Consider the following 19,990-nt stretch of genomic DNA (forward strand, 5'->3'; position numbering starts at 1 on the left):
CGGCGACTATCCACAGGCTTGCGCGCCAAAGCCGTGCGCGTCAGTCGGCGGCGCCGAGACCCTTGCGGACCTTCTCCATCAGCCGGACCAGCTCGGACAGTTCATCGTCGCTCAGTTGCGCGCGGATCAGGTCGTCGCCCCTCTGGACGATCGGTTCGGCCTGGCGCAGCACCTCGCGTCCTCGGTCGGTGATCCAGATCGCCCGGATGCGGCGGTCGGTGGCGAGCGGCCGGCGTTCGAGGAGATTGTCGCGCTCGAGGCGGTCGATCATCGGGACCAGGGTGGATTTGTCCAGCCCGCGCGCCTTGGCGATGAGCGTCTGCCGCGCGCCAGGGTTGCGATCGACGATGACCAGCAGCCCGAACTGTTGTGGCGTGATGCCGATTCCAGTCAGCTGATCCTCGATGGCGCGGAACACCGCGAGGTGCGTCACGCGCAGCTGTCTCCCGAGAAGCCCGTGCAAGATGCCCTGGTCGAGCGGCTGCGCACCGGCGTTCGCGGACTCTTCACTCACCAACATCGCCACCTCAAAACATTCTATATCAATAGGTTAGCCACGAACCTGCCTTTTCGCAAGCGGCAATTGACATCCCTCAGGATCAAAGACGGATCACGCCCGGGCTTTCGCTCGTGCTTCGGACATGCATGATTGTCACTATCTTGAGCGCGAAGGTCTCGATTATGCAACTGCCTTCTAGGCCTTTGGTCGTCATCGGCGCGCCTGTCTTCGTTGCTGGCCTCATTGGTTGTACCGGTGTGGCATGGAGCCATGCCTCGGAGCGCGGGCACGTGCTGCTGCTCCCGACAGGCCATTACCTCGCCGGTGGAGCCCTCGCGGTCATAGCCAGCTTTGCCGTGATGGCTTTCGTCGATCCAAGCCCGCTGCAACGGTTGGAGGGCGGAAAGGTTGCAACGGCACCGTTCCTGCCGCGCGTGCGCATGGCGACAAGCCTGCTGTCGTGGCTGGCGCTGGCGCTTTTGCTTGCGGCCGGCCTGTCCGGCAGCCGTGACCCGCTTTCCAATCCGCTGCCGCTGATGTTCTGGACGGTGTTCTGGATCGGGCTCGTGCTCGTGCAGGGCGTGGCCGGCAATGCGTGGTACTGGCTTGATCCCTGGTACGGCCCGGTGCGGATCGCCCGCCGGCTGGCCGGGAGGACAGGCGAGGGCGCGGTTCTGTCCTGTCCGGCCTGGCTCGGCTACTGGCCCGCGGTTGCGGGCTTTGCGGGTTTTGCCTGGTTCGAACTGGTCTACGACGCGCCCGAAGATCCGGCGCGGCTTGCCGTCGTGCTCGGGCTCTACTGGCTGGCCACCTTCGCGATGATGCTGCTGTTCGGCCACCGCGACTGGAGCCGCAAGGGCGAGTTCCTGACGGTCTTCCTGACGATGGTGGGGCGGATCGGCGCGATCTACGCCGAAAGTCGGGGCGCGGACGAGCACGCCTGGATCGGCCTGTCCTCGCCGGGGAGCCGGCTGGCCGACCAGGAGCCGCTTCCTCCGGGCGGCACCGTGTTCCTGATCCTGGCGCTGGCCTCGGTTTCGTTCGACGGCCTGATGCGCAGCTTCTTCTGGCTCGGCCTCGCCGGCGTCAACCCGCTCGAGTTTCCCGGCCGCAGCGCCGTCGTCTGGCAGAACACGGCCGGCCTCGCGGCCATGGCGGGCCTGCTTGGCGGAGCGTTCCTCCTGGCGGTGTGGGCGGGCGAGCGGCTGGCCGGAAGGTCGGGTCCTGTCTGGCCGGCGGCCGGCGCCCTCGTCTGGTCGCTGATGCCGATCGCGCTCGCCTACCACTTCTCGCACTATTTGACCGCGCTCCTGATCAACGGCCAATATGCGCTGGCGGCGATCTCCGACCCGCTGGCAGATGGCTGGAACCTGTTCGGCACCGCCGGCCTGCACGTGTCGGCCGGGCTGGTGCTCGGCGCCGAATCGGCCTGGATCCTGTGGAACCTGCAGGCGGGGGCGATCGTCGCCGGCCATGTCATGGCGGTGCTTGCAGCGCACGCCATCGCGGGGCGGCTGCACGGATCGGCGCGACGCAGCGTGATCAGCCAGGCGCCGCTGGCGGCGCTGATGGTCGGCTACACCGTGTTCGGCCTGTGGCTCATGTCCACGCCGACCGGATACTGAGGCGGCGCGGACAGCGCCTCGCCTGCACGGCCCTGCCGCTGGGGCAGTTTCGGTTGCCATGGGCCGGGATTGGTGTTGTTATTTGTACACATGCGATTTTCCGCGGCGCCTAACCGCGGCTGCGCGTGCCGCCTTGGGTTCAACGACGGCCAACAACGGGGAACTGGAATGACTGGAAAGAGCAATCCGAACAGCTTCTTGAGCAAGTCGATCAACCGCCGTTCGGCCCTCGCCGGCATCGGTGCGGCGGCAGGGATGGCCGCCGCTCCCGGTTTCGTCCGCTATGCGCAGGCGCAGTCGTCCGAGCCGATCCGCATCGGCTTCCAGGCCCATCGCACCGGCATCGGCGCCGCCTATGGCCGCTGGTACGAGCGCACCACCAATGCGGCGGTGAAGCTGATCAACGAGGCCGGCGGAATCAATGGCCGCCCGGTCGAGATCGTCATCGAGGACGACGGCACCGACCCGAAGCGCGGCGCCGAGGTGGTGGAGAAATTCGCCACCCAGCACAAGACCGATGTGGTGTTCGGCACGCTGTTCAGCCATGTCGTGGCGGGCTCCGCGCCGGTCGCGGGCGAGCTCAAGATCCCGTACTACGTGGTCAGCGAGGGCTTCCACGTCGCCTCGGGCAAGATGAACCGCTATGTCTTCCAGCCCGGCATCACCGACGTACGCGCGCAGGTGACGGCGATGGCGCCCTGGGTGTCGCAGAACCTCGGCAAGAAGGTGACGATGGTGTTCCCCGACTATGCCTTCGGGCACGACCACCGCGACTACTTCTCGGCCGCGATCAAGAACGCCGGCGGCGAGATCGCCGGACTGGTGGCGATCCCGCCGATGGAGAGTTCGTTCACCCGCTACTTCCCCAACATTCCGTCCGACACAGAGGTGCTCTACCATGTCATGGTGGGGCCGGCCGTGCTGACCTTCGTCAAGGAACTCGGCGAGTTCTACGGCGGCTCGGGGCCGAAGCTCTTCGGCTTCATCGATTCGCTGGAAGCCGTCGACATCGCCAGCCCCGGCCTGGAATTCCTCGACGGCACGCATTTCTGGGAAGGCATGCCGCGCTATCTCCAGGACGGCGCGCCGGACTACGTCAAGGCCTACCGCGCAGCCGTCGGCGTCGACGACAACGGCGCCTCGCTGGCCGATCCGAAGGACATCTCCACCGCCGCGCACATGTTCGGCTGCTGGGAGACGCTCTACATCATCAAGCAGGCGATGGAAGCGGCAGGCTACCAGGGGCCGCAGGACCGCGGCAAGCTCGTCGAAGCGACGGAGGCCCTGACGACCTTTGCCGCCGGGGCCGAGCATCCGCAGGGCGACAAGATGTTCAACGGCAAGAACCACCAGGTCTACGGCCACCAGAACATCTCTGTCGTCGAGGGCGGCAAGCTGAAGGTCGTGCACACGACCTCGATCGATGACGGGCTCTACGAGGTCGAGGCGGACTATACGACGCAACCGCTGTGAGGGGCGGGGCAGCCGAGCCCGCTGCCCGATTGAAGGACTGGCGCTAACGCCGGCGTCTCCCTCCCCCTTGTGGGTAGGGTAAGGGTGGGGGTTCCTGCGTGAGACGCTGGGATGTCGTGTCGGCTTGTTGCGAGAAGTTCTTGATGGGCCCTTGCGGGCCGACCCCCACCCCCAGCCCCTCCCCACAAGGGGGAGGGGGACGGCGTGGCGGTGCGCGTGTCGGGATCTGCGAGAACGGGACGTGAGTGTGGCGGGATATGGCTTTGCGGGCGGGGCGGGATATAGTCGGGCAAAATTGCGTGCGGAGACAGCGCCATGGCCAAGCAAGCCGTTTTCACGATGGAACTGGAGCTTGAACTGCGCGACGCCTTCGCGGCGGCGGCTGAGCGGGCGGACCGGTCGGCATCGGAACTGTTGCGCGAGATGATGCGTGAATTCGTGGAGGAGCATGCCGAGCCGGACGATGCCTATCGGGAGTTTCTCAGGCGCAAGGTCGAGAAAGCACGCGCCTCGGTCGAGCGGGGCGAGGTCCGGACCGACGAGGAGGTTCGCCAATCCATGACAGAACTGTTCGACAGATGGGGGCGGACCGAGCGTGGAGGCGCCGCTTGAGATTCGCTGGTCCGCCGATGCCGCAAGGGATCGCGAGGCGATCCTGCGGTACATCTGGATCGATAGTCCGACAGCGGCGCGGCGGATGAACGCATTGTTCGATCGCGCTGCCACGAGGCTGGCGCGGTTTCCACGCTCCGGCCGACCGGGCCTGATGCCTGCCACCCGTGAACTCCTGCCGCATCCGAGCTACCGCCTGGTCTACGCGGTCGGCGAGGACGCCCTCACCATCCTCGCGCTCGTCCACACCGCGCGACAGTGGCCGCCTCACGACGACGAGACCCCTGAATGAGCTTTGGCCCTCATCTCCTGCTGGCCACGCTGGAAGGCCTCGTCACCTCGGCGGTGCTGGCGCTGATGGCGCTGGGGCTGTCGCTGGTGTTCGGCGTCATGCGCGTCGTCAACGTCGCGCATGGGGAGTTCTTCATGCTCGGCGCCGTGCTCGCCTGGTTCTTCTCGACGCTGGTGACCGGCCATCCGGCGATCGGCTTCCTGCTGGCGCTGGTCCTGTCGCCGCTGGTCGTGGGCGCGGTGGCGCTGGTCTCCGAGCGGCTGGTGCTGCGGCGGCTGAACTACGACCCGGAGGCGACGATCGTGGCGACGATCGGCCTGCTCTACATCATCCAGCAGCTGGCGCTCACCTTCTACGGCCCGGAGGCGCGGCCGGTGCAGGCGCCGTTCTCGATCCGCATCGCGCTGCCCTGGTTCGGCTACTCCGGCTACAAGCTCTTCGTCATCGCAGCCTCGGCGGCGATGATGCTCGCAACCTGGTTCGTGCTCACCCGCACGCGGGCCGGCCTCGTGATGCGCGCCACGCAGTACGACCGCGAGACGGCGCAGAATTTCGGCATCCCGGTCGACAGGGTCTATGCCGGGGTCTTCGCGCTCGGCGCGATGCTCGCGGCGGTGGCGGCGGTGCTGGTCGTCCCGATCAGCCAGGCGCATTATCTGATGGGGCTCGACCCGCTGCTCCTGTCCTTCATCGTCGTCATCATCGGCGGCCTCGGCTCGCTGCGCGGAACGGTGCTCGCGGCCGTGCTGATCGGCGTGTCCGACGGCGTCATCTCGGTCTTCTTCTCCCCGACGCTGGCCAAGATGATCGCCACGCTGGTGGTTGCCATGGTGCTGGTCTTCCGGCCGCAGGGCCTGTTCGGGACCGCGCCGCGATGAGGACGCAGGCATGAGGACCGACACGACCGGCCGCGTCGTCGCGCTGCATCTCGCCGTCATCGCCGTCCTGGTGGCGCTGCTATGGATCCTGCCCGACTACCATCGCGGCGTCATGGCCCGCGTGCTGGTGCTTTCGGTCTTCGCCATGGGCTACAACCTGACCTTCGGCTATGCCGGCCTGCTCAGCCTCGGCCATGCCATGTTCTTCGCCGCCGGGCTCTACGGGGCGGGGCTGGCGGCCTACTACCCCGGCTGGAGCGTGTTGCCGTCCTTCGCCTTCGGCATCGCCTGCGGCGGCGTGCTGGCGCTCGTGGTCGGATTCCTGGCGCTCAGGACCACGGGCGTCGCCTTCATGATCGTCACCATGATGTTCTCGCAGGTCTTCTACCTGACGACGCTCTACTACACGACCTGGACGCGCGGCGAGGAGGGGCTGGTGCTGGGCACGGACCTGCGCACCGTCTCGCTCGGCGCAGCCACGCTCGAACTGTGGGAGCCGACGACGCGCTACCTCGTCGCGGTCGGCCTGTTCTCCGTCGTCTTCCTCGCCACGATGGCGATCGCCCGGGCGCCCTTCGGCCGCATCCTGATCGCCATCCGCGAGAACGAGGAGCGGATGCGAATGCTGGGCTACGACGTCCACCGGGCCAAGCTGAAGGCCATGGTGCTGTCGGGGCTGTTCTGCGCCGCCGCCGGCGCGGCCTATGCGCTACTGTTCGGCTATGTCGGCTCGAGCTTCGCCTCGATCCAGTACTCGATCCTGCCACTCCTGTGGGTGCTGCTCGGCGGCGCGGCGACGACGCTCGGTCCGCTGTTCGGGACGGTGTTCATGTTCTACGTCGTCGACGTGACCTCGGGCTACACCTCGGCCTGGCTGCTGGTCGTCGGCGTGGCCCTGATCCTGCTCGTGCTGTTCTTTCCGAAAGGCGTGTTCGGCACGATCCGCGAGAGGTGGCTGAAATGGCTGCCGTGAGCCCGCTTCTCGTCACCAGGGATCTGACGCGCCGGTTCGGCGGCCTGACCGCGGTCGACCACGTCGACTTCGAGCTGCCCGCCGGCGAGATCCGCGCCATCATCGGCCCGAACGGCGCCGGCAAGACCACCTTCGTCAGCCTCGTCTGCGGCCGCATCCAGCCGTCGTCGGGCCAGATCCTGTTCGATGGTGCCGATATCACCGGGCTTCCGGCGCACGAGCGGGTGAAGCGCGGCATCGCCTACACCTTCCAGATCACCTCGATCTTCCCGAACCTGACGGTGTTCGACAACGTCGCGCTGTCGGTGCAGCGCAGGCTGATCGACAAGGGCGGGCGGATGACGGCGCGCGATCTGGAGGCCGGCGTGGCCGAGGCTCTGGCGCGGGTGCACCTGACCGACCGCGTCGACATGACGGCCGGCAAGCTCGCCTACGGCCATCAGCGGCTGCTCGAGGTGGCGATGGGCCTGGCGCTGAAGCCAAGGCTGCTGATCCTCGACGAGCCGACGCAAGGCCTGTCGGATGCCGAGATCGACAGCTTCATTGCGCTGGTCCGCGAGATCGCGCGGGAGGCGACCGTGCTGCTGATCGAGCACAACATGCCGGTGGTGATGGCGCTCGCCGACCGCATCACGGTGATGAGCAACGGTGCGCCGCTGGCAGAGGGAACGCCCGCCGAAATCCGCGCCAATGCCGAAGTGCAGCAGGCCTATCTGGGATCGACTGCCGATGTCTGACGCGCTCGCGATCCAATCGATCAACTGCTTCTATGGCGACGTTCAGGTGCTGCGCGACTTCTCGCTCGACCTTCGGGCAGGCGAGGTGCTCTGCCTTCTCGGCCGCAACGGCGCAGGTAAGACGACGGCGCTGAAGGCGATCATGGGGCTGGTCCCGGTGCGGTCGGGCGCGATCATGCTGGGCGACGTCGACCTGTCCAAACTGCCCGCGCACGCGGTGCCGAAGGCAGGCGTCGCCTATGTGCCGCAGGGCCGGCGGCTGTTCGCCGAACTCACCGTGGCCGAGAACCTCGAGATCGGGCTGATGGCGCGCGGCAAGGGGCGGGCGACGCGCGAGACCGTGCTCGACCTGTTCCCGGTGCTGCGCGAGCGGCTGTCGCAGCGCTCCGGCACGCTGTCGGGCGGCGAGCAGCAGATGCTGGCCATGGCGCGGGCACTGTGCATCGAGCCGCAGGTACTCCTGCTCGACGAGCCGACCGAGGGGCTGATGCCGTCGATGATCGCCCGCATCCGCGAGACGGTGGCGGCGCTGCGGACACGCGGCGTCTCGACGATCCTCGTGGAACAGCGGGTCGACGCGGTGCTGCCGGTCGCAGACCGCGTCGCCTTCGTCGAGAACGGCCAGAACCGCCGAACCGTCTCGGTGGACGAGCTGCGCGCCGACCCGGCGCTCGTGCGCCATTATGTCGGGGTGGATTGAGCGGCGGGCGCCCGTCCTCTTCCCCGGGCCGGGGATCGGCGAACCGAGCGTAGCCCGGGATGAAGAGGGGGCTTCGGACACCGCCGGCTCGTCCGAAGTCGGGTTCCATGACCGGCGTCGCATCCTCCCGCCGCTGCGCGGCGCGAGGCAGCACCCCCTCTCCGTCGTCGCTGCGCGACGACACCTCTCCCCCTGCCCGGGGGAGAGGACGGGCGTCGAGGGCGGCGCGTCCGGAGCCTGCCTTCACACCAGCCGCACCCCCGCGTCCTGCATGCGTTGCGTCATCGTCGCCAGGGAGCCGCCGAGGTCGATGGCGCGGCAGGCGTCCATCGCGACCGTGACGGCGAAGCCTTCGCGGACGGCGTCGAGGGCGGAGAAGGCGACGCAGTAGTCGGTGGCGAGGCCGCAGAGCGTCAGGTCGGTGATCCCGCGCTCGCGCAGGTAGCCGGCAAGGCCGGTCGGCGTGGCATGGTCGTTTTCGTAGAAGGCGGAGTAGCTGTCGATCGCCGGGCGGAAGCCCTTGCGGATGACGAGTTCGGCCCTGGTCCAGTCGAGCGCGGGGTGGAAGGCGGCGCCGGGGGTACCCTGGATGCAGTGGTCGGGCCACAGCGTCTGGTCGCCATAGGCCATGGCGACGGTCTCGAAGGGCGCCTTGCCGGCATGGCTGGAGGCGAAACTGGAATGGCCGGATGGATGCCAGTCCTGCGTCAGCACGACGTGCCCGGCCTGCGCGATCATGCGGTTGACGACGGGCAGGATGGCGGCGCCATCGGCCACGCCAAGCGCCCCGCCGGGACAGAAATCGTTCTGGACGTCGATGACGATCAGGGCGGACTGCGCCATGGGAGAACTCCGCTGCGGTGGGCTGCGCCCGTCGCGGCAGCCGGTTGATTTGCCATCGTGGCGCAGGCGGCACGGCTTTGACAAGCGGCGACATGCTGATATCATTTGTATGCGAATGAATTTCGCGAGGCTGGTCGCGTGCCGGGGATATCCTGGCGGGCGCGACCCGGCGGCGCGAGGGGAGCGACGCATGCCACGCTACGCAAGGCCTTCGACGCCTGACGAAGCCATCGCCCTCCTGGCCGAAGGTGGCTGGACGATCCTGGCCGGCGGGACGGATTTCTATCCGGCGCAGGGCGCGCGGCCGATTCGCGACGACATCCTCGACATCGGAGCGATCGAGGCGCTGCGCGGCATCCGCGAGGACAAGGGCGACATCGTCATCGGCGCCGCGACGAGTTGGACCGAGATCGTGCGTGCGCGCTTACCGATGGCCTTCGACGCTCTGAAGGCGGCGGCACGCGAAGTCGGATCGGTGCAGATCCAGAACACCGGGACCATCGCCGGAAACCTCTGCAACGCTTCGCCGGCCGCCGACGGCGTCCCCGCGCTGCTGGTGCTCGACGCGGAGGTGGAACTCGCGTCGACGCGCGGCATCCGGCGTCTGCCATTGCGGGATTTCGTGCTCGGCAACCGCAGGACGGCACGTGCGGCCGACGAACTCGTGACCGCCATCCGCGTGCCGACGGCATCGGCGGCGGGACGCTCGAGCTTCTTCAAGCTCGGCGCGCGGCGCTATCTGGTGATCTCGATCGCCATGGCGGCGGTTCGCGTCGAGACGGACCTGCAGGGGCGGATCGCCCGTTGCGCCATTGCCGTCGGCGCCTGCTCGGCGGTGGCGCGGCGGCTGGAGCGGCTGGAGGCCGACCTCGTCGGCCGGCCGGCCGATGCCGCTGCGCTCGGTGTCATCGGCGAGCGACATTTCGACGGGCTGGCGCCGATCGACGACGTGCGCGCCAGCGCGGTGTACCGGATGGAGGCGGCGCGCGAGATCGTCGGCCGGGCGCTCGCCGACGCCTTCGGGACGACGGCCGGGCAGGGAGTAGCCGCATGAGCTTCACGCCGGTTCCGATCGCCTTCGAGCTCAATGGCGCGCCTGTTTCGGTGACGACCTCGCCGGTGGCGCGGCTGTCCAGCGTGCTGCGCGACGATCTCGGCTGGACCGGCACCAAGGTGGGCTGCGACGCCGGCGACTGCGGCGCCTGTACCGTGCTCGTGGACGGCGAGCCGGTCTGCGCCTGCCTGATGTCCGTCGCCCAGGTCGGCAGCCGGAAGATCACGACGGTGGAGGGGCTCGCCAACGGCTCGCTGTCGGCCGTGCAGGAAGCGTTCCTGCGCCATGGCGCGGCGCAGTGCGGCATCTGCACGCCGGGCTTCCTGGTGGCGGCGACGGCGCTGCTGGAGCGAAACCCGACGCCCTGCGAGGCCGAGGTGGAGGATGCGCTGGGCGGCGTGCTGTGCCGCTGCACCGGCTACAGGAAGATCGTCGAGGCGGTGATGAGCGCGCATCTGCCCGACCGGTACCACAACCAGCTGCTGCCGGACGCAGGCCACGCTGTCGGCGCGGCGCTGCCGCGGCTCGACGGCAGGCCGAAGGTGACGGGCGAGGAGCGCTTCGGCGCCGACGTCCGGCCGGCCGATGCGCTGTCGGTCGCGGTGATCCGCTCGCCGCACTGGCATGCGTCCTTCGCCTTCGGAGATCTCGAAGGCTACGTCGCCGCGCATCCGGGCCTCGTCGCCGTCTATACGTCACGCGACATCCCCGGCGAGAACCGGTTCGGCGTGATCCCCGCCTATGCCGACCAGCCGGCTCTCGCCGACGGCATCGCGCGCTTCCGCGGCGAGGCGGTGGCGGTGGTTGCGGGCGAGCGGCAGGCCGTCGAGGCGCTCGACATCCGCGATTTCCCCGTCATCTGGACCGAGCTGTCGCATGCGCTGGACGTCGCCTCCGCGCTCGGAGCCAAGCCGGTGCATGCCAGCCGTCCCGGAAACGTGCTGGTGGCGGGCGTGGTGGAGCGCGGCGACGCGGAGGCAGCACTCGCTGCCTCGCACATGGTCGTCACCGGCGAAATCGAGACCGCCTATGTCGAGCATGCCTATATCGAGCCCGAGGCGGGTTTCGCGGCGATGGACGGCGACACCCTGGTGATCACCGCCTGCACGCAGTCGCCCTTCATGGACCGCGACGACACGGCGAAGGTGCTCGGACTTGCGCCGGAGAAGGTGCGGATCGTGCCGACGGCGACCGGCGGCGGCTTCGGCTCGAAGCTCGACCTGTCGGTGCAGCCGCTGATCGGGCTGGTGGCGCTGAAGACCGGCCGGCCGGCGGCGCTGACCTACAGCCGCGCCGAGTCGATGATGTCGACCACCAAGCGCCATCCGGGCTCGATGCGGGCGTCGATCGGCGCGGATGCGGACGGGCGCATCACCGGCATGGTGTTCGAGGGCGATTTCAACACCGGCGCCTATGCGAGCTGGGGGCCGACGGTGGCGGTGCGCGTGCCCGTCCATGCGTCGGGTCCCTACTTCACGCCGAATTACCGGGCGACGGGCCGCGCGATCCACAGCAACGGCCCGATCTCGGGCGCCTTCCGTGGCTTCGGCGTGCCGCAGGCGGCTGTGATGCAGGAGACGCTCTATGACGAGCTGGCAGTCACGCTCGGCATGGACCGGCTCGACTTCCGGCTGGTCAACGCGCTGCGCGACGGCCAGACCACGGTCGCTGGCCAGGAAATGGAAAGCGGCGTCGGCATCGTCGCGTGCCTGGAAGCGCTCAAGCCGGTCTGGCAGCGGGCGCTGGCGGAGGCCGCCCGCATCAATCGCGATGACCGCACGGTGCGGCGCGGGATCGGCGTTGCCTCGTGCTGGTATGGCTGCGGCAACACCGGCATTCCCAATCCCTCGACGATCAGGCTCGGCATCACCCAGGCCGGTGAACTGGTGCTGCACCAGGGCGCGGTCGACATCGGCCAGGGCTCGAACACGGTGATCACGCAGATTGCCGCCGATGCGCTGGGCGTGCCGCTGGCCGCGATCCGGATCGAAGGCGCCGACACGAGCGTCACGCCCGACGCCGGCAAGACGTCCGGCTCGCGCCAGACCTACATCACCGGCAAGGCGGCCGAGAAATCCGGCCGGGCGCTGCGCGAGACGATCCTGCGCGCCGCCAACGTCTCGCAGGCCGCAACCCTGTCGCTCGAAGCCGGAGCCATCGTGGTGACGGAGGGCGAGGCGCGGCGGCGCATCGAGCTTTCGACGCTGTCCGAAAACGCGCACGGCTACGTGCTGATGGCGGAGGAGAGCTACGATCCGCCGACCGTGCCGCTGGGCCCCAGGGGACAGGGTAAGCCCTATGCGGTCTACGGCTACGGCGCGCAGATCGTCGAACTCGACGTCGACACGAGGCTCGGGACGGTGAAGCTCGTGCGCATCACCGCCGCCCACGACGTCGGCCGCGCCATCAACCCGCTGCTCGCCGAGGGCCAGATCGAGGGCGGCATCGCCCAGGGGATCGGCATGGCGCTGATGGAGGACTACGTGCCGGGCCGCACCGAGAACCTGCACGACTACCTGATCCCGACCATCGGCGACGTGCCGCCGATCGACACCATCCTGGTCGAGGTGCCGGACCCGGAAGGCCCGTTCGGCGCCAAGGGGCTTGGCGAGCACGTGCTGATCCCGACCGCGCCGGCGATCCTCAACGCCATCCGCGACGCCACCGGCGCGCTGGTGACGCGGCTGCCGGCGACGCCCTCGCGGGTGCTGGCGGCGATCAGGGGGCGGGGATGAACCGGTTGATCGTTGGCCTTGGATCGAGGCTGGTATCTGCAGATGGTGGAGCGAGACTGGCACCGCCGGAGGTTGGTGCGAGGCAAACCTTGGCAGATGTCGGCAGGAGGCTGCTCCCGCCGGGTGTGGGCGCGAGGCTACCCCCACCCCTTACCCCTCCCCACAAGGGGGAGGGGGACGTGAGACGGCGGCGCTCCCCCTCCCCCTTGTGGGGAGGGGTGAGGGGTGGGGGTACCTCCCACCGACCTGGTGGACGTGCATGGCGACACGGCCGTGGCGTTGCGGACGGCGGAGCGCAGCCATGAACGAGCTCTCGGAACGCTTCACCCCGGCCGAAACGCCAAAGCCCGCCGGCGAGAAGATCCGCTGCGATGCCTGCCCGGTGATGTGCTACATCGCCGATGGTCGCACCGGGGCCTGCGACCGCTATGGCAACCGCGACGGCCATATCGTGCGGCTCGATCCGGTGACGATCCTCCACCATGCCGAGGAAACCGGCGGCAGGGCGATTCCCTTCGCCGCGAACGCGGAAGACTGGGACGGCAGTCTCGTCCACGGCGCGCGGCCCTTCGTGACGGCGATCGGCGCGGGCACCACCTATCCCGACTACAAGCCGGCGCCCTTCATCGTCAGCCAGGAGGTCGAAGGCGTCGATCTCGTGACGGTCGTGACCGAGGGCATCTTCTCCTATTGCGGCGTCAAGGTGAAGATCGACACCGACCGTCACGTCGGACCGGAGACGGCGATCGTGCGCGCCAGGGGCGAGGCGATCGGCCATGTGACGACGGCGGAGTACGGTTCGCAGATGCTGTCGCTCGGCGGCGTCCACCACCTGACCGGCGGCTCCAAGGCGGAAGGGCGCGCGACCTGCGAGGCCATGCTCGACCTGTGCAACAGGAAGCCGGTGGAACTGACCATCGACGGCGGCGCGACCGTGATCGTCGAGGCGGGCAAGGCGCCGGTGATCGACGGCAAGCCGGAGCACCGCATGCGGGTGGGCTGCGGCTCCGCCACCATCGGCATGTTCGCCACGCAGTGGCGCGGGCTGGTCGACGAGGTGGTGGTGGTCGACGACCACATCACCGGCGTCGTGTCGGAGCACCAGGCCGGCAAGGTGCTGGGCTGGGAGGACACCGGCATCAGGATCATCGGCCGGCGCTCGACGCCTGGACGCTACTTCAAGGTGTCGGAGCCCGGGCTCGGCTGGGGCGGGACGACGATCACCGACCCGCTGCAGATCCTCGGAGACTGGAACGCCAAGAAGGGCGCGCGGCCGGGACTGTCGCTGCTGATGGTGTCGACCACCGGCGAGCAGTTCGCCTATTTCGAGCTGGACGAAAGCCTGAAGCCGGTGGAAAGACCGTTCCCGGAACGGTTGAGAAAATCCGTCGAACTGATTGAGGAAAATTGCGAACCGGCGCTGTGCACCGTGCTCTTCATGGCCGGGGCGGGCGGGTCGCTGCGGGCCGGCGTGACGGAAAACCCGGTCAACCTGACACGTTCGGTGCAGGGGCTTTCGACCTACGTCACCTGCGGCGGCGCGCCGGTCTATGTCTGGCCGGGTGGCGGCATCACGCTGATGGTCGACGTGACGCGCACGCCGCAGAATGCCTTCGGCTCCGTCCCGACGCCGGCACTGGTCGCGCCGATCGAGTTCACGCTGCGCCGCGACGACTATCTGCGGCTCGGCGGCTACGCGGACGAGATCCGCACTGTCGCGGACGTGCTGGAGAAGGGCGGCGAATACCGCAGCCCGCGCAAGCAGGCCGCCGCACCCGCCGGCAATGCCTGGCCGCCGCTGGCGCAGCTGCGCCGGGACGTGACGACGTGACCGGACCAGCCATCACCTGGCTGCCTGACGGCCGGCGGCTGCACATGAACCACGGCCCGATCGACCTGATCGTCGAGGCCTTCGGGGAAGAGGCCGAGCGGCAGGCGGCCTATCTCCAGGCGGCGGCGCGGTTCGCGACGATCCTCGAGGAACTGGTGGCGGAACTGCCCGCCTTGCGCCGGCCGGCGGGGGGGCAGGAGCGGAGCTTCGTGGGCGCGACCGCGCGGCGGATGGAGGCGGCAGCCTGCCGCTGCTCGGAGGACGGCGCGGTCTTCGTGACGCCGATGGCGGCGGTGGCCGGCGCCGTGGCCGACGAGGTGCTGGCGGCGATGGTCAACGGGCGCTCGCTCGGCCGCGCCTATGTCAATGACGGCGGCGACATCGCGCTGCATCTTGCGCCGGGCCGGTCGGTCAGGCTGGCGATCGGCGGCAAGGACGCGACCATGGCCGACCGCGTGACGGTGCACGCGGAAGATGCTGTGCGCGGTGTCGCGACATCCGGCTGGCGCGGCCGCAGCCATTCGCTCGGCATCGCCGACGCCGTGACGGTGCTGGCGCACGATGCCGCCGGCGCCGACGTGGCGGCGACGCTGATCGCCAATGCGGTCGACCTGCCGGGGCATCCGGCGGTTCTGCGGAGGCCGGCGGTGGAGCTTACGCCGGACAGCGATCTGGGCGATCGGCTGGTGACGGTGGCCGTCGGGGCGCTGGAGGCCGGCGAGGTGGATGCGGCGCTAGGGCGGGGGCTGGCGCTGGCGGAGGATTTTATGCGGCGCGGGCGGATCGAGGCGGCGGCCCTGTTTCTAACGGGGGAAGGGCGGGTGTGCGGGCGCGGTTCGTCGAATTTGGCACTCTGTGGCGCCCCCCTCTGGCCTGCCGGCCATCTCCCCCACGGGTGGGGAGATCGGCTGTCGCCGCCGCCTCGCCCGCTTGCCGACGTCGAAAGGAGCGCGGTGGCGCCGAAGCTGCCGATCTCCCCCCCCGTGGGGGAGATGGCCGGCAGGCCAGAGGGGGGGCGCCGTGGAGCTCTTGACCTGCAGTAAACGCGATCATCAATCGCGCGTGTTTTTTCGGAGCGACCATGCCTGAATTCCCAATCCGCAAGATCATCCTCACCATCGAGGACGTCTTCCACGACGGCGGGCCGGCAGCGCCGCAGCCGCGGCGGCGGGGGGCGGCGATGGCGCTGGTGAAGAACCCCTTCGCCGGCCGCCACGAGCCGGACCTGCAGCCGGCAATGAAGGACCTGGAGCCGCTCGGCCTGCTCTTGACGGACAAGCTGATCGCCGCCTTCGGCGACGACGCGAGTCGCATCGACGCCTATGGCAAGGGCGCGATCGTCGGCACGGCCGGCGAGATCGAGCACGGCGCGCTCTGGCACGTGCCGGGCGGCTATGCCATGCGCAGCCGCATCCAGCCGTCGAAGGCGATCGTGCCGTCGGCGATGAAGGTCGGCGCCTTCGGGGCGAGCCTCGACGTGCCGCTCGGCCACGTCAACGCCGCCTATGTGCGCAGCCATTTCGACGCCATCACGGTGACGGCGCCTGATGGGCCGCGCCCGGACGAGATCCTGTTCTGCCTCGCCATGAGCTGCGGCGGCCGGGTGCATTCGCGGATGGGCGGGCTCGAGGCGTTCGAGGTCAAGGGCGAGGACGGGCTGCGATGACCATGGCAAAGCCCCTCAAACTGGTCGCGCCGGACCCGGATGCATACCGGCTGCAGGATCAGGTCGGCTTCTTGCTGCGCAAGGCCAACCAGCGGCACCTGGCGATCTTCGCAGCCCATATCGGCGACCTGACGCCGCCGCAGTTCGCGGCCCTCGCCAAGCTCGCCGAGGTGGGCGAGACCTCGCAGAACCAGCTCGGTTCGCTGGTGGCCATGGACGCCGCGACGATCAAGGGCGTGATCGACCGGCTCAAGGGGCGGGGGCTGGTCGACGTCCGCAATCACGAGGAGGACCGGCGCCGGATCGTCGTATCGCTGACGCAGACGGGCAGCACCGCCCTTGCGCGGCTCGTTCCGGAGGCACGGGCGGTGACCGAGGAGACGCTGTCGCCGCTGACCACGCGCGAGGCGGCGACGCTGATGCGGCTCCTGGCGAAGCTGGGCTGAGGGGCGTCGCGCAGGCGGCGATGTATTTGCCACGGACACCGGCCCGCTGACCGGCGGAGGGAGGCGTTCGACCAGATCCCGCCTCAGCGTTTGGCTCCACGCGCCGCGTCATTCCGGATCCGAATGCCTCCGCTTCGCCCGGCATCCGGTCGGGAATGACGCTGCAGGGCTTCGGTTCGCCGGCCCCCGGCCTTGGCGCCACTCTGATTTCAGGGTTCCGCTGCGCGGCCCCGGGATGACGCCGCCGATGACAACAGCGACCGCTCAGGGCAGGGCGAAGATGTCGGCCCGCTCCACGAGGAGATCGCGGAAGAGCTGGGCGCGCCAGGAGAGCCAGCGGGCGTCGGGGTAGACCACGTGAATGGGCAGCGACGGCACCGGGTGGTCGGGCAGCAGGCGTACGAGACGGCCCTCGGCCAGGGGAGCGGCGGCGCACCAGTCGGGCAGGACGGCTGCGCCAAGGCCCTCCAGCGCCGCCAGCGTCATGACGTCGGCGTCGTCGCAGGTCATGGCCGGCACAAGGTCGACGACGTGGCGGCCGGTCTCGGCCTCGAATGTCCACTGGTTCTTCTGCGACAGGCGCGAATAGGTGATGCAGGGCAGACGGCGCAGGTCGTCGGGCAGGAGCGGTGGCGCATGGCGCGACAAAAGCGACGGCGCGGCGACGAGCAGCCGGCGCGTGGTACCAACGCGGCGCGCCACCAGCGAGCTCGAGCTCAGTACGCCGATGCGGATGGCGAGTTCCATGCCGCTCTCGACGAGATCGGCGTATTGCTCGGTATAGCTCACGTCGAGCCGCACGCCGGGATAACGGCGGACATATTCGGCGAAGATCGGTGCGAAGAAGTGGCGGCCGAAGGAAGTGGGCACCGACATCTTCAGCGTTCCGGACGGCTTGCCGACGCGGTCCGGCCCGGCGCCGGCGCTCTGGTACAGGGCGACGACCTCCTTGGCGAGCTTCAGCACGCGGTCGGCATCGGCGGTCGGGCGGACCTTGCGCGTGGTGCGCACGAAGAGGCGGCAGCCGAACTCGGCCTCCAGCAGCGCGATACGCTTGCTGATGGCCGGCTGGCCAAGCCCCATGTCGTCGGCGGCCTGGGTGAAGGAGCCCGCCTCCATGACGCGGATGAAGGTCTGCAGCGCGTCGATCCGGTCCATCATTCCTCTCGGGAATGGGTCATATTCCGTTCATTCCGTATACGAGCTGCCGCGGCCGGTCTAGCCTGCGCATGCTCTGGGAGGAGGAACGGACATGGACAAATCGATCGGCATCGTCGGCGCCGGCATCGGCGGCCTGCATTTGGCACTGTATCTGCAACAGCACGGCATTGACGCCACGGTGCTGACCGACCGCGCGCCCGAGCAGTATGCCGCTTCGCGGTTGATGAACACGGTGGCGCACCATGCGGTGACCATCGCGCGCGAGGACGAGCTCGGCGTCAACCACTGGGACGACCCGGCGGTGATCTACCACCACCACGACCATTTCTTCAATTTTCCGGACGGCGGGCTCTTGTTTCGCGGCGCCTTCGAGCGGCCGAGCCGTGCGGTCGACTACCGCCTCTATCTGCCGGCGCTGATGAAGGATTTCGAGGATCGTGGCGGCCGCATCGAGTATGTCAGCATCCAGGACGACGACGTGCCGGCGCTGGTGTCGCGCTTCGATCTCACGGTGGTCTCGACCGGCAAGGGCGCGCTCGGGCGGATGTTCGAGCACCGGCCGGAGATGTCGCCCTACAGCCAGCCGCAGCGGCTGCTCTGCGTGGGGCTCTACGACGGCGTCGACCATGGCAGCCCGGACGGCGGCGACCCGCGCGGCGTGACGCTGTCGGTCTCGCCCGGCCATGGCGAGATGATCGTCATCCCGACGCTCTCCTTCGGCGGCATGAAGACGGCGCTCCTGATGGAGAACATCCCCGGCGGCGACATGGCCGGCCTCGCCTCGCTGAACCATGACGCCGACCCGGCCGCCTTCCGCCAGACCATCCTCGACAAGCTGGAACGGCACCATCCGCACACCTATGACCGTGTCGACACGCACCGCTTCGGGCTGGCGCAGCCGCTCGACCTGCTGCAGGGCGCGGTGGTGCCGACGGTGCGGAAGAGCGCCGTCGCCTTCGACGGCGACCGCTTCGCCATCGCGCTCGGCGACGTGCACGCCGTGGTCGACCCGCTGATGGGGCAGGGCGCCAACATGGCCTCATTCGCCGCCTTCGAACTCGGCAACGCGATCGTCGATGCGGTGGCCTTCGACGCCCGCTTCGTGGAGGCGGTGGACCGCGCCCGCGAGAACCGGGTGCTCGCCGCCTCGTGCTGGACCAACCTGATGCTGCGGCCGCCCTCCGAGGCGATGGGCCGGCTGATCTTCTCCATGGCGCAGGACCGCGCGCTCTGCGACGAGTTCACCGACAACTTCAACTATCCGGAGCGGCAGTGGGACCGGCTGGCGAGCGACCGGCGCATCCACGCCTGGATCGACGAGCGCAGCCGCATCGCCGCCTGAATCGACACCCGTCGCGCACCGCAGCGGCCGCCGCCCCTGGCGACGGCCCATCCCGCATCCCGAGGAAGCGCCCATGCATTGCCTGACCGTCCTCTACCCCGCACCGGCCGACCCGCAGGCCTTCAAGACGTATTACGAAGGGACGCACCTGCCGCTGGCCGCCGGCCTGCCCGGCCTCGTGCGCCACCACCACGACTTTCCCGAGCCGATGGGGCCGGGGGAGGCGCCCTTCTGCATCTTCCAGGCCTATTTCGCCGATGCCGCGGCGATGGCGGCCGCGCTCGGCTCCGAAGCGGGGCGGATGGTGGCGGCCGACGTGCCGAACTATTCTCCGCGCGGCGCCACGCTCTGCCACTTTCCCGTGGATGCCGGCTGATGGAAGGCCATGTCGACCCGGCGGCCTTCCGCGCCGCCGCGGGGCGCTTTGCCACCGGCGTGACGGTTGTCGCGAGCCGCGGGCCGGATGGCGCGCCCGTCGCGATGACGGCCAACAGCTTCACCACCGTCTCGACCCGCCCGCCGACGGTGCTCGTCTCGCTGATGCCCGGCCGCACCTTCCAGGCGGTGGCGGCGACCGGGCGCTATGCCGTCAGCGTGCTGGCGGCGCAGGATCTGGCGTTGTGCGGCCATTTCGCCGGACGTCCTACGGCGCGCGACGCACCGGACTTCGTCGAGCGGGACCGGTTTTTCGTGCTGCCGCAGGCGCTGGCCGCGTTCGCCTGCGAGGTGGTGCGGGCGGTCGAGGTGGCCGACCACACGCTGTTCATCGGCGAGGTGGCCTGGTGCCGTCACCGGGACGGCGCCCCGCTCGCCTTCCACGCCAGCCGCTTCCGGCATGGCCTGGGTGCCGAGATTCGGCCGGCGGAACCGCTCGCCTATGCGGCAGAGGCCTGGGCGATCTGAAGGGCGGGGTGAGGTGGCATGGTGGGATTCCGCCGAGGTGCGTCCTTCGAGGCTCGCCCACCAGCGAGTACCCCTGGGTAGCAAGCGCTGTGCGGGCTCGCACCTCAGGATTGTCTGTCGTCGATGTGCTTAACTGTCGGGGAAGCTGGTTCGCCAGCGCCCGTCTGGCCAGACGGGCGCTGGCGCCGGCGGGCTCCCGTCTCAGGTTCGGATTTTCGTC

The 19,990-nt window shown here is 69.2% G+C and carries 19 protein-coding genes and 1 pseudogene; 17 read left to right on the forward strand and 3 right to left on the reverse strand.

The features are described from left to right. Positions 1-40: 40 nt before the first annotated feature. Positions 41-520: a MarR family transcriptional regulator gene (locus N1F91_RS26655; protein ID WP_289996703.1), complete on the reverse strand. Its 480-nt coding sequence runs from the start codon at positions 518-520 to the stop codon at positions 41-43. Between the two features lie 269 nt (positions 521-789). On the opposite strand from N1F91_RS26655, the gene N1F91_RS26660 reads away from it, so the two are divergent. The 8 genes from N1F91_RS26660 to N1F91_RS26695 all read left to right on the forward strand — a co-directional run bounded on the left by N1F91_RS26660 (position 790) and on the right by N1F91_RS26695 (position 7,789). Next, positions 790-2,124 (forward strand): hypothetical protein, encoded by a 1,335-nt coding sequence (locus N1F91_RS26660; protein WP_289996677.1) that lies wholly within the window; start codon positions 790-792, stop codon positions 2,122-2,124. Between the two features lie 168 nt (positions 2,125-2,292). Next, positions 2,293-3,597, forward strand: a complete 1,305-nt coding sequence (locus N1F91_RS26665) for an ABC transporter substrate-binding protein (RefSeq protein ID WP_289996678.1) — start codon at positions 2,293-2,295, stop codon at positions 3,595-3,597. Between the two features lie 315 nt (positions 3,598-3,912). Further along, positions 3,913-4,209, forward strand: a complete 297-nt coding sequence (locus tag N1F91_RS26670) for an antitoxin of toxin-antitoxin stability system (RefSeq protein WP_289996679.1) — start codon at positions 3,913-3,915, stop codon at positions 4,207-4,209. After that, the gene (locus N1F91_RS26675; RefSeq protein WP_289996680.1) at positions 4,193-4,501 is read left to right on the forward strand and encodes a type II toxin-antitoxin system RelE/ParE family toxin; all 309 of its coding nucleotides are present in this window, start codon (positions 4,193-4,195) and stop codon (positions 4,499-4,501) included. The genes N1F91_RS26670 and N1F91_RS26675 overlap by 17 nt, the downstream gene beginning before the upstream one ends. Further along, entirely contained in the window at positions 4,498-5,379 is an 882-nt protein-coding gene (locus N1F91_RS26680; RefSeq protein ID WP_289996681.1) for a branched-chain amino acid ABC transporter permease, read from the forward strand. The genes N1F91_RS26675 and N1F91_RS26680 overlap by 4 nt, the downstream gene beginning before the upstream one ends. Positions 5,380-5,389: 10 nt before the next feature. Next, entirely contained in the window at positions 5,390-6,352 is a 963-nt protein-coding gene (locus N1F91_RS26685; RefSeq protein ID WP_289996683.1) for a branched-chain amino acid ABC transporter permease, read from the forward strand. Further along, positions 6,349-7,089 carry an ABC transporter ATP-binding protein gene (locus tag N1F91_RS26690; RefSeq protein WP_289996704.1) on the forward strand — a complete coding sequence of 247 codons (741 nt, stop codon included), beginning with the start codon at positions 6,349-6,351 and terminating at the stop codon, positions 7,087-7,089. The genes N1F91_RS26685 and N1F91_RS26690 overlap by 4 nt, the downstream gene beginning before the upstream one ends. Next, positions 7,082-7,789, forward strand: a complete 708-nt coding sequence (locus tag N1F91_RS26695) for an ABC transporter ATP-binding protein (protein WP_289996685.1) — start codon at positions 7,082-7,084, stop codon at positions 7,787-7,789. Before N1F91_RS26690 ends, N1F91_RS26695 begins: the two co-directional genes overlap by 8 nt. Positions 7,790-8,032: 243 nt before the next feature. Here the strand turns inward: N1F91_RS26695 and pncA are convergent, their stop codons facing one another. After that, positions 8,033-8,632: a bifunctional nicotinamidase/pyrazinamidase gene (pncA, locus tag N1F91_RS26700; protein WP_289996686.1), complete on the reverse strand. Its 600-nt coding sequence runs from the start codon at positions 8,630-8,632 to the stop codon at positions 8,033-8,035. A gap of 190 nt (positions 8,633-8,822) precedes the next feature. Here pncA and N1F91_RS26705 point away from each other — a divergent pair, with 190 nt between their 5' ends. From N1F91_RS26705 to N1F91_RS26730, 6 genes and pseudogenes are all read left to right on the forward strand, one after another. After that, the gene (locus N1F91_RS26705; RefSeq protein ID WP_289996687.1) at positions 8,823-9,686 is read left to right on the forward strand and encodes a xanthine dehydrogenase family protein subunit M; all 864 of its coding nucleotides are present in this window, start codon (positions 8,823-8,825) and stop codon (positions 9,684-9,686) included. Further along, positions 9,683-12,421, forward strand: coding sequence for a molybdopterin cofactor-binding domain-containing protein (locus tag N1F91_RS26710; RefSeq protein ID WP_289996688.1), 2,739 nt, complete (start codon positions 9,683-9,685; stop codon positions 12,419-12,421). The genes N1F91_RS26705 and N1F91_RS26710 overlap by 4 nt, the downstream gene beginning before the upstream one ends. 301 nt (positions 12,422-12,722) lie before the next feature. Then, complete coding sequence (locus N1F91_RS26715; RefSeq protein ID WP_289996691.1) at positions 12,723-14,252, forward strand: 6-hydroxynicotinate reductase; 1,530 nt, start codon at positions 12,723-12,725, stop codon at positions 14,250-14,252. Continuing rightward, a pseudogene (locus tag N1F91_RS26720) lies at positions 14,249-15,082 on the forward strand (UPF0280 family protein); the annotation flags it as partial. The gene N1F91_RS26715 and the pseudogene N1F91_RS26720, both read left to right, overlap by 4 nt. Before the next feature lie 251 nt (positions 15,083-15,333). Beyond that, on the forward strand, positions 15,334-15,918 hold the full coding sequence (locus N1F91_RS26725) for an amino acid synthesis family protein (RefSeq protein ID WP_289996693.1): 585 nt from the start codon (positions 15,334-15,336) through the stop codon (positions 15,916-15,918). Continuing rightward, the gene (locus N1F91_RS26730; protein ID WP_289996694.1) at positions 15,915-16,364 is read left to right on the forward strand and encodes a MarR family transcriptional regulator; all 450 of its coding nucleotides are present in this window, start codon (positions 15,915-15,917) and stop codon (positions 16,362-16,364) included. Before N1F91_RS26725 ends, N1F91_RS26730 begins: the two co-directional genes overlap by 4 nt. A 264-nt stretch (positions 16,365-16,628) precedes the next feature. Here N1F91_RS26730 and N1F91_RS26735 read toward each other — a convergent pair whose 3' ends face one another. Beyond that, complete coding sequence (locus tag N1F91_RS26735; protein WP_289996695.1) at positions 16,629-17,522, reverse strand: LysR family transcriptional regulator; 894 nt, start codon at positions 17,520-17,522, stop codon at positions 16,629-16,631. 94 nt (positions 17,523-17,616) lie between these two features. Here N1F91_RS26735 and styA point away from each other — a divergent pair, with 94 nt between their 5' ends. The 3 genes from styA (at position 17,617) to N1F91_RS26750 (ending at position 19,770) form a co-directional block, all read left to right on the forward strand. Next, positions 17,617-18,867 carry a styrene monooxygenase subunit StyA gene (gene styA / locus N1F91_RS26740; protein ID WP_289996696.1) on the forward strand — a complete coding sequence of 417 codons (1,251 nt, stop codon included), beginning with the start codon at positions 17,617-17,619 and terminating at the stop codon, positions 18,865-18,867. 73 nt (positions 18,868-18,940) lie between these two features. After that, positions 18,941-19,243: an EthD family reductase gene (locus tag N1F91_RS26745; RefSeq protein WP_289996699.1), complete on the forward strand. Its 303-nt coding sequence runs from the start codon at positions 18,941-18,943 to the stop codon at positions 19,241-19,243. Then, positions 19,243-19,770, forward strand: a complete 528-nt coding sequence (locus N1F91_RS26750) for a flavin reductase family protein (protein ID WP_289996701.1) — start codon at positions 19,243-19,245, stop codon at positions 19,768-19,770. The genes N1F91_RS26745 and N1F91_RS26750 overlap by 1 nt, the downstream gene beginning before the upstream one ends. The last annotated feature ends 220 nt before the right edge of the window (positions 19,771-19,990 follow it).

It is taken from the genome of Aquibium sp. ELW1220 (genome assembly GCF_030398385.1).
Taxonomy (GTDB): domain Bacteria; phylum Pseudomonadota; class Alphaproteobacteria; order Rhizobiales; family Rhizobiaceae; genus Aquibium.